The organism is Coprococcus sp. RTP21428st1_C9_RTP21428_210409, from assembly GCF_040227395.1.
GTDB lineage: Bacteria > Bacillota > Clostridia > Lachnospirales > Lachnospiraceae > Coprococcus > Coprococcus aceti.
The window spans coordinates 1-14,185 of the sequence record NZ_JBEHVV010000073.1 but is presented as its reverse complement, the minus strand read 5'-3'; the positions used below and the strand labels follow the sequence as shown (position 1 = coordinate 14,185).

Annotated in this window: 12 protein-coding genes; 3 read left to right on the top strand and 9 right to left on the bottom strand. The window is 45.3% G+C overall.

The window, feature by feature from the left end; genetic code table 11:
* Both ABUA34_RS11880 and ABUA34_RS11875 read right to left on the bottom strand, forming a co-directional pair.
* Nucleotides 1-817: chorismate mutase (locus ABUA34_RS11880; protein ID WP_349823374.1), on the bottom strand; the 817-nt coding region annotated here is incomplete at its 3' end.
* Nucleotides 818-917: 100 nt separating this feature from the next.
* Nucleotides 918-1,469 carry a VanZ family protein gene (locus tag ABUA34_RS11875; RefSeq protein ID WP_349823373.1) on the bottom strand — a complete coding sequence of 184 codons (552 nt, stop codon included), beginning with the start codon at nt 1,467-1,469 and terminating at the stop codon, nt 918-920.
* Between the two features lie 161 nt (nt 1,470-1,630).
* Here ABUA34_RS11875 and ABUA34_RS11870 point away from each other — a divergent pair, with 161 nt between their 5' ends.
* On the top strand, nt 1,631-2,626 hold the full coding sequence (locus tag ABUA34_RS11870) for a DUF6709 family protein (RefSeq protein WP_022216799.1): 996 nt from the start codon (nt 1,631-1,633) through the stop codon (nt 2,624-2,626).
* Between the two features lie 127 nt (nt 2,627-2,753).
* On the opposite strand, the gene ABUA34_RS11865 is transcribed toward ABUA34_RS11870, so the two are convergent.
* Both ABUA34_RS11865 and ABUA34_RS11860 read right to left on the bottom strand, forming a co-directional pair.
* Nucleotides 2,754-3,344, bottom strand: a complete 591-nt coding sequence (locus ABUA34_RS11865) for an NADH peroxidase (RefSeq protein ID WP_015534780.1) — start codon at nt 3,342-3,344, stop codon at nt 2,754-2,756.
* Between the two features lie 342 nt (nt 3,345-3,686).
* A complete protein-coding gene (locus ABUA34_RS11860; RefSeq protein ID WP_055224154.1) occupies nt 3,687-5,516 on the bottom strand; it encodes a GGDEF domain-containing phosphodiesterase in 1,830 nt (609 codons plus the stop codon).
* 214 nt (nt 5,517-5,730) lie between these two features.
* On the opposite strand from ABUA34_RS11860, the gene ABUA34_RS11855 reads away from it, so the two are divergent.
* The gene (locus ABUA34_RS11855; protein ID WP_055280024.1) at nt 5,731-7,176 is read left to right on the top strand and encodes a sodium:proton antiporter; all 1,446 of its coding nucleotides are present in this window, start codon (nt 5,731-5,733) and stop codon (nt 7,174-7,176) included.
* Between the two features lie 18 nt (nt 7,177-7,194).
* The gene (locus ABUA34_RS11850) at nt 7,195-7,812 is read left to right on the top strand and encodes a TerD family protein (protein WP_055280025.1); all 618 of its coding nucleotides are present in this window, start codon (nt 7,195-7,197) and stop codon (nt 7,810-7,812) included.
* An 89-nt stretch (nt 7,813-7,901) separates the two neighbouring features.
* Here the strand turns inward: ABUA34_RS11850 and ABUA34_RS11845 are convergent, their stop codons facing one another.
* From ABUA34_RS11845 to ABUA34_RS11825, 5 genes are all read right to left on the bottom strand, one after another.
* Nucleotides 7,902-9,494, bottom strand: coding sequence for a DUF4153 domain-containing protein (locus ABUA34_RS11845; protein WP_055280026.1), 1,593 nt, complete (start codon nt 9,492-9,494; stop codon nt 7,902-7,904).
* Between the two features lie 230 nt (nt 9,495-9,724).
* Nucleotides 9,725-11,545 carry a hypothetical protein gene (locus ABUA34_RS11840; protein WP_015534782.1) on the bottom strand — a complete coding sequence of 607 codons (1,821 nt, stop codon included), beginning with the start codon at nt 11,543-11,545 and terminating at the stop codon, nt 9,725-9,727.
* A 28-nt stretch (nt 11,546-11,573) separates the two neighbouring features.
* Nucleotides 11,574-12,506, bottom strand: a complete 933-nt coding sequence (locus ABUA34_RS11835; protein WP_015534783.1) for a GTP-binding protein — start codon at nt 12,504-12,506, stop codon at nt 11,574-11,576.
* Between the two features lie 29 nt (nt 12,507-12,535).
* The gene (locus ABUA34_RS11830) at nt 12,536-12,829 is read right to left on the bottom strand and encodes an acylphosphatase (protein WP_015534784.1); all 294 of its coding nucleotides are present in this window, start codon (nt 12,827-12,829) and stop codon (nt 12,536-12,538) included.
* 51 nt (nt 12,830-12,880) lie between these two features.
* The gene (locus ABUA34_RS11825) at nt 12,881-14,170 is read right to left on the bottom strand and encodes a dihydroorotase (RefSeq protein WP_173794581.1); all 1,290 of its coding nucleotides are present in this window, start codon (nt 14,168-14,170) and stop codon (nt 12,881-12,883) included.
* Nucleotides 14,171-14,185: the final 15 nt, after the last annotated feature.

Below are 14,185 nucleotides of genomic sequence, written 5' to 3'. Positions count from 1 at the left end.
CCTCCGTCTCGTTCATGAGCTGGAACACTAAAGCCTGTATATCCTTCTTCAGTAAATTGGCAGACAGCTCCACATAGAATCTGTAATTCCAATGCTCCTGCCTGTTTGGCGCCGAGTGTATCTCCGTGAGGTTCACCCCGTAATCAGAGATCATGGACAGTATGCTGCTGAGACTTCCGCTCTTATTCTTACATACGAACATCACCTTCAGCCTGTTGTGGTTCTCCTCCACTATGAGGTGGTCTGCAAATGTGACAACCTTCTTGTTGTGTCCATTCTCATTTACAATGTTACATCTGTATATATACAGCTTGTTGTTGGTGAGCACTTCGTGAAGCGCATCCGAAACTCCGTAGCTTATGTCCTCAAGTATTCCCATTCCGGCGTCTACCTTGCCAGTCTTTATGAGCTCATACACCTCATCGTATGAGTCCACCGCAATGACCTTGTCCCTCGAGCATCCCTGACAAATGTACAGCTCCGGCTTTATCATCGCCACCGCATCTATGTCAGGCTCCTTCACATCATACTCCACATCTAGGCAGTTCCTGAGCTCCAGAGTCCTTCCATACTGGTACTTTCTGCTTATCTCCATGATTCTCTTGATAAGCGCCGTGTACTCCATCTTGATGTTATCATCCACATCCCCTGTGAGATTGGATATGATGGCCTCCTCGCGGTCTGGCTTATATATGTCATCCTCGGTCTCTGCCTTGACCTGAGCAACATTGTCCGCAAGAACCATTCTCTCCTTGAAGAGCTGCTTGATCTCCTTGTCGACCCGGTCTATGTTCTTTCTAACATCTGCTAATGTCATTCTGCATCCTCCAGTCAGCATCGGTAATGTGATGCTCATAGTCTTTTTTAATATACCATCTGCCCCACTCTAATTCAAGGCTGCCAATACTAAATGCGCTCTAAAAAGGCCACAGGAAAAGGAACATAACCGCTGCCACCAGCACTATCCCTATCACAAAGCCCATTATTATCCTTCCCCTTGTGCTCTTTGATCCCCATATAATAAGAAGAGCTGCCAATGCGCCGCACATATCTATAAGCACATCCGTGCCCCTGCCTGCCCTGTCAGCGACAAAGAGCTGATGAATCTCATCGGAGCACGCATAGACAAATGTTATCACAACTGACCATATATACACGCCAGCCGAAGTCATCCTTCCGACGGCCTTTCTGACCGCCAGGGCAAGCAGAGCCAGAAGGATTCCATATTCCGTCATGTGTGCACCCTTTCTGACCATGATCTCCACCACTCCCGTCATCCTGTCAACCACGGGCGCGGAATCATTTCTCACCTTCTGGAACAAACCCACTATAAAGTCTGTCATGGGGTTGCTCACCGCCGACGAGTCATCTCCTGTTCTGGACGACATGTAAAATATGAATATCATCCACAGCACTGCCGGAATTATATATATGTACTTTTTCTCATTCTTTTTTGTTTTCTTTGCCATAAAATCACCACCATGAATGAGTATACCATAAAAAATGTCTAATTTTTTTTGATTTTGCCTTTTTTACTTGAAATATTAGTTTTTTACCTGTACTGTAGAAAAGTGAGGTATTGAAGTGGTTATGTATAATTCATAACAAATAAAAAAAGTGAGGTAACATTATGGCAAGAACAAGGAAAAAGGGGAATCCCATCGTATCAGCGGTTGTTTTCGGTATATTCGGAATAGTTCTATTATTCCTGGGTATACGAACATTTATCGGTTTACACGGAAAGCTTCTAAACGTTACTACATGTGACGAATCGGAAGTTAAACCGGGAGTGTATGTGGAGGGAACACTCACCTACGGATACGGAGCTTACATTGAGAAGACTACAACGTACAATCACGTGGTCACCAAGACCGACGGATACTACTATCTCGTTGATATCTGCGACAAGAATGAAGACGGCTCAAAAAGAGACACATCCAAGTGGATCGGAATATCGATCTCCAAGAGTGATGACGCCAAATTTGACGCGATCTCATCTGCTGACGATGCAGAACCAGTCTACATAACAGGAGTCATCCGCAAGAACAGCGACAAGGTGCAGGGCTTCCTTGACGACTACATCACCAAGTATGTCGACGCATACGCACAATATTATGGATACACTCCTACAAGTGAGGACTATGCGACCGCAAAGGCAGAAGCTTTTCCTTACTATATAGAGATGGTTGACTCTTCAGATTACATATTCAAGCTTGTCCTCGGAGCTGTATTCCTACTGGCAGCAGTGATCATGATCCTGAAGGCAACAAGAAGCAAGAACACCATCAGCGCATCTGCACAGCCAGCAGGCACAGGTTACTATGACGGTACAGGCGATTTCAACGGCGTGTACACTCCGGGCAGCACAGGCAGCCCAAATAACGGCAACTATACACAGCAGTATGGCAGTACAGACAGTGGCAGCTATACACAGCAGTACGGCACTACAAACAGTGGCAGCTACGGCACTGCAGAACAGACACAGGCACCGCAGACGTCTTACAGTGATCCGTTCTACTCACAGCAGCCGGCAGCTTCAGAGCAGGATGCCCACGCATCTAATCCTTATACAACAACAAGCTCAACTACATCTTCCTCTTCCTTCAGTCTCAAGAAAGATGAGTAACAATTAAATAGCACACATAAATCTAAAAAAGGTATATACGGATCGCAGCCTGACTGCTTTCCGCATATACCTTTTTTAGATTTATGTGTAAGACTGACTATCCTTATGAATAATCTTTACCTTCTTCTTACTTACCGAAGTATCTGTCAAGAAGTCCCTTGAGAGCCTTGCCGTGTCTTGCCTCGTCTCTTGCCATCTCATGAACTGTATCATGGATCGCATCCAGATTGTTCTTCTTAGCGCACTTTGCAAGATCTACCTTTCCTGCTGTTGCACCGAACTCGCAGTCAACTCTCCATGCAAGATTCTTCTCTGTTGAAGCTGTCATGTTCTGCTCAAGGTCTGATCCAAGCATCTCTGCGAACTTAGCTGCATGCTCAGCCTCCTCGTACGCTGCCTTCTCCCAGTAGAGACCGATCTCAGGATAGCCCTCGCGATGTGCTACACGAGCCATGCAGAGATACATTCCAACCTCTGAGCACTCTCCCTCGAAGTTAGCCTTGAGCTGCTCGTAGATATACTTCTTGTCCTCATCGCTGATCTCTGGATTGTTCTTAACTGTCTCAGCATATACGCCAAACTCATGCTCTGCTGCAAGCGTGAGCTCTCCCTCTACCTTCTTGAACTTATCTGCTCCTGCGTGACAGATAGGACACTCTGCTGGTGCCTGCTCTCCCTCATAGATATAACCGCATACTGTACATACAAACTTTGCCATAACTTAATTCTCCTTTTCTCTTTTAAATAATCTAATCAATATCCATCATTGATTGTTAAAATATATTCTGTCTTCTTTGTTGATGTTTATTTATCAACTATGTCTTATTATACCTATTTTTTGATCAAAGTCAACCCCTATTGGGAATGATTCTTAATTATTTTTTTAGTAGGTTGTTGATTATATATACAAGACTTGTAAATTATATACATTACATTATTGGGATTACATCCTGTTAAGGTCCAATATAAATAGAAAAAGAGGATCGATACATTCATATATCAATCCTCTTATACTCTTCTGTATATTCTCTATATGTCGCTATATAGCATCATTATCCGGCTAGCTCTGTCCCAGCATTATCTTCTTGAGAAGATATTCATATCCCGTGATAGGTATAGGCTTGCTGTAGTAATAACCCTGAATGTAGTGGCATCCCCACTCTCTCAGGTATTCCTTCTGCTCAAATGTCTCAACACCCTCCGCAAGACTTCTGATTCCCAGATGCCTTGACATGGCAAGGATATCCTGTGTCATGAGCATGTCCTTGTTGTTCGGCTCGCCGGTGGCTATTCCGTCAATAAAGCTCTTGTCTATCTTGATTATATCCAGCGGCATATCCTTAAGAAGTGCCATACTGGAGTATCCTGTTCCAAAATCGTCCATGGATATCTTGAAGCCCTCAGCCTTCAGATCCTTGAGCACCTTTATCAGATACTGCACGTCAGCGAAATCTGCACTCTCAGTTATCTCAAAGTCTATAAGCGAGTGATCCACTCCGTATTCATCGACTATATCACACAGTATATATATAAGATCCGGTCTCGATATCTGGTGTCTCGAGAGGTTACAGGATATCGGGTAGAGCGGGTAGCCAAGCTCCTTCCACTCCTTGAACTTCTTGCACACCTGTCTCAGCACATATCTGTCTATGATGTCTATAGTTCCGTCAGTCTCAAACTGCGGCACGAAATACTTCGGCAAGAGAATATCTCCGCCCTTGTAGAACCATCTTATCAGAGCCTCAGCACCGGTCAGGGTGTCGTTCTGTGGATTGTACTTCGGCTGAAGATATACCATGAGATCCTCATTCTCTATGGCATCCGGAAGCTCCAGCTTGTACTGCTGTGCCATGATGTATTCCTTCTTCATCTCCGATGTGTATATCTTTATCTCATTTACATTGGTCTTGATACACTGGAGGTGTGCCATCTGCGCCATGTCCTCAATGCGCATTGACATGCTGAGTTTCTCGAATTCATCATAGAATACGATACCACAGCTATAGAATATCTTATACTTCCTGTTCGACGGAAGCTGTCCTATCTCCTCAAAGAATGTATATAGCCGGTTCATTATCTCATCCTCCGGCATATACTTTATAATCATGGCAAAATCGTCACTCTCACACTTTGCAGAGTACAATATCCAGTCCTGCTTGGTCATAGCGTCACATATATATCTGAACAGATCCTTCGCCACCTCACGACCCATAACGTTGTTGATGAGCCTGAAGCCCTTTATGTCGAATCTGGCAAATATAAACTGATCCAGTCCTATATATTCACACTGCTCAAGCTTCTCCTTGAGCCATGTCCAGTTGTAATGTCCGGTGGCAGGCTCCCTGTATGCTATCTCATAGAGATCTCTCTTACTCATGTTGTCAAGAGTCAGCATCTCCTCCGTCTTGGTCTTCTTGGACCATACCGGAATCTCCACGCACAGACTGTCTGCGCTCTCCATGTAACATATATATGGAAGCTTGTGGTTAGAAACAATGTGCAGCTTCTCCGTCTCTATATACAACTTGGCATATGAATACGCCATGGTCATGAGTCTCGGTATATCCTCTATCAGAGATATATCAAATCCCTTTATATCCACAACGTCGAATCCCGGAACCGTGATGCTCACACAGTTCTGAGGAACCACCTCCATATCACTGTATCCTATCTCCACTCCTCCACACAAACGCGAATATCCGGCGTCCATCATCTTCTCAGGCATATAAAACAAAGCCCTGTTTGCCAGCGGCCTGTATATGTTGCTAAAGCACTTGTACCAGTCATAGCCATTCTCCTGACAAAAATCGTCAAATCCCTCTGACTCTCTGGACCTCAGCACGTAAAGTTTTCTCTTTGGTTTGTATGCCTTTGACCATTGATGTTCCATAATATATCAATTACCTCTGTTCTGCCCTAAGGCCATAATATTGCATTTTTTAATCTTTTTCATTCTATCACAGATCCATCATTTGGGCTATACTTATTATTTTTTTGTTCTGGAAAATAAATGGTTAAGTTTCGATTTTTTTCGTTGAATTTTTACCATATATTTGTTAGCATAGATAAGGTTTTTCAATTATAATTAATAGGAGGCAAAAACGATGAAAAACAGGTTATTTCTAGGTCTCGGCACAGTCATCTCAGTTCTTGGGCTGTCACAGGTAAGTGCCCTGGCGGCAGACAGCGAATCCGGTACTGAAACACTCGGTGCTACGCTTCCACTTACATGGTGTATACCATTTGTGTGTATGCTTCTGTGCATAGCTGTTATGCCCCTTATCGCCGGTGAGTGGTGGGAAAAGCACAAACAGTGGGCTGTTGCAGGCTGGTCTCTTTTATTTTTAATTCCATTTGCCATATTCCATGGCTTTGGTACGATGGGCGAACAATTGCTCGAGGTAATGATCGGTGACTATCTCACCTTCATTGTATTGCTTTTTGCCCTGTTCTGTGTGGCAGGCAATATATCTCTTGAAGGCGACCTGGTGGGAACACCGAAACTCAATGTTCTGCTTCTACTGATAGGTACTCTGCTGTCAAGCTGGATCGGTACTACCGGTGCAAGTATGCTGATGATCAGACCTATCATAAAGGCAAATAAATGGAGACGAAGAAAGGTTCAGATCATTGTATTCTTCATCTTCCTCGTTTCAAATATTGGTGGCTGTCTCACCCCTGTCGGTGATCCTCCACTTCTGATGGGATTCATGAATGGTGTTGACTTCTTCTGGAGTCTCAGACTTGCAAAGGTCATGGTTGTCAATCTCATCATCCTGCTGACTGTATTCTTCTTTCTCGACACAAGAGCATACAAGAAGGATATCGCAGACGGCAGACAGAAGCCGGTATTCGATGCAGATACGAAAAAGCCAGTCAAACTTAAAGGTGCTCACAACATTATATTCCTTATAATGATCGTAGGTGCAGTTATACTCAGCGGAGTTCTTCCTATGAAGTTCCCTGCATTTGCAAAGGGTATCAATTTCTGTGAGGGCGTAACACTCTCATGGGCTGCTATCATCGAGATTGTGATCATGCTAGCAGCGGCTTTCCTCTCATTCAAGACAACGAGCAAGAAAGTCCGTAAGGCCAACAACTTTACATGGGATGCTATACAGGAGGTTGCCATACTGTTCATAGGTATATTCATCACTATGATCCCTGCACTCCTGATCCTCAAGGCACGTGGTTCTGAGCTCGGACTTACACATCCGGCACAGTTCTTCTGGACGACAGGACTTTTATCAAGCTTCCTTGACAATACACCTACCTACCTTGTATTCTTCACCACCGCTGCTTCAAGTGGATTTACAGAGGGTATAAGCACTGCTATGGGTGTAGTTCCTCAGGTCATGCTGATGGCTATCTCCTGCGGTGCCGTATTCATGGGAGCCAACACTTATATAGGAAACGCACCTAACTTTATGGTACGTTCAATAGCCGAAGAAAATGGTATCAAGATGCCTTCATTTGTAGGCTACCTCGTATGGTCAGTTTCTATTCTTGTACCTACATTCTTCATAGACACATTATTATTCTTCTTGTAATCTAAGGGGGTTTTTAATATGAACGAATATGTTGTAAAAGGTGATAATAAACTTACGGTCGGCATTGGCTGGGATGCCAAGAAGGTCGACCTCAAGAAAAAGATTAAGATTGCCATAGACAATATCATGAGCGCTACATCCGAGGACACATATGACCTCAACCTTGCAGCGATCGTTGAGCACAATGACGGCTCTGATCCCGAACTGGTATTCTGGGGTCACAAGTACAGCAGAAGCGATTCTGTAGTCCTGAAGGGCGATGACAGAACAGGACAGAAGGAAGGTATCGACGAGGAGATGCGCATCTACCTCGACAGAGGTGCGAACGTTGGAAGGATCATCCTCTTCCTCTACATCTACAACGGCAACCTTCACAAGCAATGCCTGGCAGAGGTGGACAACGTATTTGCACTGATCAAATGTAAGCATACCGAAAAGGTATATGTACGTGAGGACGCAATATTCAAGGCATGTGAGGATGCCAAGCACAACAACTGCTATGTATTCGGTGAAGTTCTCCACAACGGAGACGAGTGGGTTGTAAGAGAGAGATCCCAGTTCCTCCCATACGACAAGTCCGAGGATATATTTGAGTATTACACATCAAGACATTATGTTCCTGAAGATGACGACTAATATTTAACATGGCGAAAAGCCCCAGTCTCCGGTTTATTTGCACCGGAGACTGGGGCTTTCTTTATTATGATCTATAATTCTATATTACACTACTTTATATAATCCTCTATAGTCTTTGAAGCTCTGTATCTGGAGAAGTTAAAGCTTCTGATATAGCCCTTGTCATCATTCTCCTCAAGCATCTTCTCAAGCCTCTCTCCCACCGTGTCGTCTCTCCAGTAGTAGGTGTCCTCGCTATATTTCGACATCACTTCCTCCATGACCATTTCGGGCGTAATGTCTTTTGTCCTGAAATAATCGATCAGATATGGAACTCCGTCATTACCTATATCCATCACATACTCAAGATCTATCTTCTTTCCACTGTGCGCCTGACTGATATTGTACCTCGTTATCACTGCGCCAGGTCTGATAAATGCATACAGCGTGAACATCACCAAAACCGTCATAAATATGTATCTAAACAGCGGCATATTTCTCCAGAACAGGCTTATGATAACACCGAGCATCACTATAGACGTGACTATCAGCGCCCATATGGTATTTATTCTGAGGTATGTAAGATCATATTCCGCAATGTACATGGACAGCCTCACAGCTGATGAGGCAATCATTATATATGTACATATGCACATCATGAGCAGTGACACGTTGAGCACCAGACTCTTTCTGAATATAGCACTAAATATCAGCACCATACACACATTTACAACCGCTACAAAGAGCAGCTGGAAGAAGCCCTGTCTTGCATACTCTGCGTATGTCATATCGTCCGGAAGTCCTGCACTGTTCATGAACAGATACACTATCTGAACAACGGCAAATATCAGATAGAACGCTGTGAGCACTATCGTTATAGTTATACCTGTCACTGCATTGTACTGCCCCTCCTTCGGAGCATTTGCACCGAGATCTCTGCGGCCCGCCTTGACAATAAATCCATATACAAACAGGAATATCACAGCGGCAAACAGAACTATCTTCACTATATCCCACGAGAAGAACAGTTTGCCAAATATATCCTTTATGACCTTTGCAAACACAGGATCTGCCGAAGACAGCAGATTGAGCACGATCACCAGTATCGGAAGTGCTATCACACATCCAAGAAGTATGTACATCAGCTTGGAATTTCTCTTTTTGCCGGTTATCTCACGCTCCGCCTTTCTGTCGGCAAATGGCATGTTTACATACCCTATCGATCCAAAGAACATCTCGAAAAATGAGAATATTCCCTTGAATATCCCATGCTTTTCAGTGTCATTGAAGTATGTCATAACCGCATACATCTCTGTAACGATTATTCCCACATTACATCCAAATATGATATATCCCTCGTCTGTGAGACTCAGGGCAACCGACATCATGAACACAAGAATATAATATGGGATCAGTATACTCTGTTTCGACAACGCAGCTCCAGTGGTCATGGCCTCACGGTCTGCACCGATGTTCTTCTCATATCGTACCATGCATGTACTGATAAACACTATTGATACTATCGAAAGCACAGCCGACAATATACTCGACCAGTTGCTGTACAGACATGCCGCACATATGATCGCATATACCAGTACCGGAATACCAAACATCCTGAATCTGTTCGGAGACACCGCAGGATTTCTCCTCTGCGGCGGTCTGGCATTCATATTCATATAACCCTGAGGTGGCGGCGGGGGCATCCCCGGGCCTCCATTCATGTTCATATACCCTTGCGGTGGTGGCGGGGGCATCCCCGGGCCTCCATTCATGTTCATATACCCTTGCGGTGGCGGCGGGGGCATTCCCGGGCCTCCATTCATGTTCATATACCCTTGCGGCGGGGGCATCCCCGGGCCTCCATTCATTCCATTGTTAATATTCTGTTCGTTCATCCCAAACCCTCCATTTTTTCACCTTGAACCACTTTGAGCTACTCTACAAGTGCCATCTCATCAAGCCCCACGATCCTGTCCATACACACCGGTGCTGTCAGCCTGTAGGCAAAACTTGCAGACTCGAACAGGCAGTATAATTTGCCATTATACGAATATATCTGCTCCAGCTTCTGCGGGAGCTTAACCACCTGTCTCGGTGTCTCTGTTCCGTAATTCACACTGGACAGCTTGCCTGTATCTGTATCGTATACCTCTATCCTGGATTCATCTATACCATAGGATATAGAGAATATTATCTCATTTTTGTACACCTGAAGCCCCTGCACCCTTCCTGGTATATAGAAAGCCTCGTCCTCCTCCGAGGATATGGCGGTGCCGCCATTTACGATCTCGTAGCTGGCTGCCATGCTGTAGCTGTTCTTATCCTTTCGCCAGTAGCCCGCATATATATGTCCGTCATATATCGTGATAAATGACGTTGCAGGGAACATGACGCTACATGTGTTTCTGTATTTTATCGGCTTTCCCTGAGCCACATCGTATTTCTCTATGGAGTCCAGCGTAAGACATGATATGGATGCCTTCCTGCTCCTGTCCTCATCCTCATCGATCATGTACGAGGAAACCCACAGCACATTATTCTTCGTATCATACGCAAGTCCTCCGGCATGTGTCGTGTCCTTGAGAACCAGTGTTTTAATATATTGCCCGGTCTGTGTATCAAGAACAAATATCACAGATTTGTGTTTCTTCGTCTTGCAGTAAGCACTGACAAATGTATACTCCTTCGTAACTGCCAGCCCCTGTGGCGTCATGGACGTGCAGTTCTCTATCTTCCTCGACTCACTGCCTATCGTATCAGCATACGCAAGTCCCGGAATGATCATCATGCCATAATCGGTATCCCTGTTCTGGGCATACATACCCATATGATAGAATTCCGGTTCAGTCGACATCTCCCATATCTGCGAAAAATTCGACTTGTTGTCAACCGCATAGGTGCTGGTTCCGGAATCATTTCCCGATATCTCGAAGTTTCTGCAGTACACTCCGCCATACAGCCATATCACGCAGATTCCCCCGACATAGCACCATGCAAATATCTTCACAAGTATCCTTCTCGACTGGACCGTCGACAAAAGTGCCGCCATGACCATCTGACTGATAATCGTTATAAGCATCATGGCATTTGTCAGCATATCTCCATGGCTGACTATCTGAAGCGGTACGCCTATCATCATAATCCAGTAGGCCTTCTGTTTCACCTTAATTCTTATTACACCATTCCAGCCTTCCCGCTTCATGCCCCACACCTGCAGTGACTGCCATACAACCACAAGGCCATATACGATGCACGCCACAAGCAGAAGCTGCCTGAGCACAGCAACAGCCGTTATCTCAAGGGCCTCACCATTTCTGTAAAATGCCATATAGTACACACCCTGTGCGAGCTGCCATATCCTCCACGCCATCATGGCGAACATCGCAAGCGCTGCAACAAATGCAAATGTGTTGGTAGCAGTTCTTCGTCTGACACCCTCACGATGTTCCTTCATCTGTTTGCGCAGACGTTTCTTTGCCCTTCCCAGCTCCTTTATGTGCTTTTTACACTTTCTGATCCTTCTGCGTTTATAGAACAGCACCTTGTACGGTGCGCGTCTGTTCTTCAGCTCTTCATATTCTTCCCTAAGTCTGTCATACCGTTCCGACTCCTCATGAAGATCCGTTCTGGTCGCCCTGAGTGCAGAACGACACATAACGTATCCCTCAAGATCTATCTGTGCCTGTTCTTTCAGCTTTTCAGCCTGAAGTTGAAGCTTCTCTTCTCTGTTCAATTTCTTAGCCCTGTCTGTCATGAAAATCCGCTCCTGTCCATCAGCCTCTTTACTCAAAGTACCGTTTTATTTTGTCCTCCACCAAATTCGAACCGATCACAATTATGATCTCCTGCCCGTTCTCTATAGGTCTCACCTCGGTCTTTTTTACCGTGGCGTTGAGCTCTATCCATCCGGTGTCATTTACAGGGAGAAAACCCTTGATTCTAAAGACATCTCCGCATTCCTTATCCGCAAATATATCCCTGACTATCGTCTCAAGCCGCTCCTGAGGCATGACCTTATTCATGATATATACCGAGTTAAACACATCACTTTGTTTGAACCATAATTTTACATAGTCGTTTAATTTGTATCCGGTTGACATAAAACCTTCAAAGTCATCATCCGTGAAATCATCCCAGTTCTTCTCCAGAACATCATCGCCGAACTGACGCTTACACTGGAATTCGGTGAGCACTTCATTGATATATTCTATTGTGCTCCTCTTCTCATCCTCCGATGCATCCTGAACCTTGCTCATCACCAGAGTTCCACAGTTCGCAACCTCAGACGCAAGCACATATCTGGACTGTCTGCTCATGTCCCGGTCAAGTCCGGCATCGACTATGGAAATGATGCTTCCCACCTCATACCATCTGTCAAGTGGCTCCTCGTGGAGGACGTCAAAGAATTCATCCACATCAAATATTCCGGACGGCTCAACAATGACTCTGTCATAGCCGCTCATCCCCATAGCTATGAGCTTTGTCTTGAACCTTCTCTTGTGACAGTCCTCGCCGCAGCCACCTGCCACCATCTCAGCATGACAGTTCTCGCCCATCACATCCTGAAGAAGCATCATGTCCACGTTGACTGCACCATAATCATTTTCAAGGATTCCGACATTATATCCTTTGCCAACAAGGTAGCTCACATACTTCTTAATAAATGTCGTCTTGCCTGAGCCCAGAAAGCCCGTTATCAAATCTATCTTTACCATATGTCCACTCTCCTTATTATCTACGCGCGTTACCAGCTTGATCTCACATGAAATCCGCTGTCATTCTCCAGAGGTATCTCCCTGACATCCATATCCTCTATAAATATATATCTGTCATTTCTGAGAACTGCTATCACCTTGTCTATAGCCTCAGGCAGCCCCTGAGCCTCCATCTCAACAGAATCATCATATCTGTTGCACACCCAGCCGGTGACTCCGTACATGGATGCAGCATAGCTCGCCCTGTATCTGAAGCCAACTCCCTGCACTCTTCCTCTGAATGTATAATGTCGTCTTATCTTGTCCATATCTATATGTCCCATCTCTGTTATGATCTTCTCATATCTTACATTTTATATCCTGCTGCCCGCATCTTACACATCATGTTCAGCATCGTACTTTTCTGCGTCATACACGATATTTCCGCCACAGATTGTATAGTGAACCTTTCCCGGGAGAGTCCATCCGGCAAATGGACTGTTGGATGCCTTTGACGCAAAGCTGTTCACTGTCCAATGTTCATTCTCGCCAAATATGACTATATCCGCAGGAGCTCCCTCTGCTATCTTGCCCGGTTCCATGCGGTAAAATTCTGCAGGATTCCTGCTCATTAGTTCCATGAGCTTCATGAGTGAGATATATCCAGGCTGTACAAGGGAATATATTCCAAGGGCAAGAGATGTCTCAAGCCCTGTTATTCCACTTGGCGCCTTGTCAAGCGGTCTCGCCTTCTCCTCACTGCTGTGCGGGGCGTGATCCGTCACTATCATATCTATTGTGCCATCCTGTATTCCCTCTATGATCTGTCTTCTGTCTTTCTCGGTTCTGAGTGGAGGATTCATACGCGCCATGGTTCCGTACTTCAGCACAGCATCCTCTATAAGGGTGAAATGATGTGGAGTTGCCTCCGCATGTACGTCCGCTCCAAGCTTCTTTGCAGTTCTCACTATATCCACGGAATTGCCTGAGCTTATATGCTGTATGCACACTGATGCACCTGTGTGAAGTGCAAGGACGCAGTCCCTTGCAACCATAATATCCTCCGCTGTGCGGGATGCACCGCCGTATCCAAGCTTTTCTGATACTTTTCCCTGATTCACTCCCGGCTGTACAATGAACAGCGGATCCTCTTCATGAAGACTCACCGGAAGATCAAGATCCCTTGCCTTCTCCATAGCCTCAAGAAGAAGCTTCTCATCCATGATTGGGATTCCGTCATCGGTAAATCCTGCTGCACCTGCAGCCGCAAGACTGTCCATGTCCACGAGTTCCTTGCCAGCAAGACCCTTTGTGACTGTGGCTGTCTGAACTACATGTATTCCGGTCTTTGCACCTTTATCCTGTATATACTTGAGAGTCTCAAGGTTATCCACCGCCGGCTTTGTATTCGCCATACATACCACCATCGTGAAGCCTCCTCTTGCAGCGGCGGCGGCACCTGTCTCGATGTCTTCCTTGTACGTAAATCCCGGATCGCGGAAGTGTACATGTGTGTCTACCAGTCCCGGTGCAACTACAAGTCCATCTGCATCGATGACCTCCGCACCCTCTGCCTCCAGATCGTATCCTGTCTTAACTATATGATTGCCGTCGATGAGCACATCCATGACCTCGTCTGTATGGGTGACCGGATCAATGACTCTTCCATTCTTTATCAATAACATTTGCCTGTTCTCCTC

Coding starts and splice junctions, on each gene's coding strand:
- ABUA34_RS11860 (WP_055224154.1), bottom strand. CDS start 5,516: ATGGAACATCAATGGTCAAAGGCATACAAACCAAAGAGAAAACTTTAC.
- ABUA34_RS11835 (WP_015534783.1), bottom strand. CDS start 12,506: ATGGTAAAGATAGATTTGATAACGGGCTTTCTGGGCTCAGGCAAGACG.
- ABUA34_RS11845 (WP_055280026.1), bottom strand. CDS start 9,494: ATGCCCCCGCCGCCACCTCAGGGTTATATGAATATGAATGCCAGACCG.
- ABUA34_RS11865 (WP_015534780.1), bottom strand. CDS start 3,344: ATGGCAAAGTTTGTATGTACAGTATGCGGTTATATCTATGAGGGAGAG.
- ABUA34_RS11855 (WP_055280024.1), top strand. CDS start 5,731: ATGAAAAACAGGTTATTTCTAGGTCTCGGCACAGTCATCTCAGTTCTT.
- ABUA34_RS11875 (WP_349823373.1), bottom strand. CDS start 1,469: ATGGCAAAGAAAACAAAAAAGAATGAGAAAAAGTACATATATATAATT.
- ABUA34_RS11850 (WP_055280025.1), top strand. CDS start 7,195: ATGAACGAATATGTTGTAAAAGGTGATAATAAACTTACGGTCGGCATT.
- ABUA34_RS11870 (WP_022216799.1), top strand. CDS start 1,631: ATGGCAAGAACAAGGAAAAAGGGGAATCCCATCGTATCAGCGGTTGTT.
- ABUA34_RS11825 (WP_173794581.1), bottom strand. CDS start 14,170: ATGTTATTGATAAAGAATGGAAGAGTCATTGATCCGGTCACCCATACA.
- ABUA34_RS11830 (WP_015534784.1), bottom strand. CDS start 12,829: ATGGGACATATAGATATGGACAAGATAAGACGACATTATACATTCAGA.
- ABUA34_RS11840 (WP_015534782.1), bottom strand. CDS start 11,545: ATGACAGACAGGGCTAAGAAATTGAACAGAGAAGAGAAGCTTCAACTT.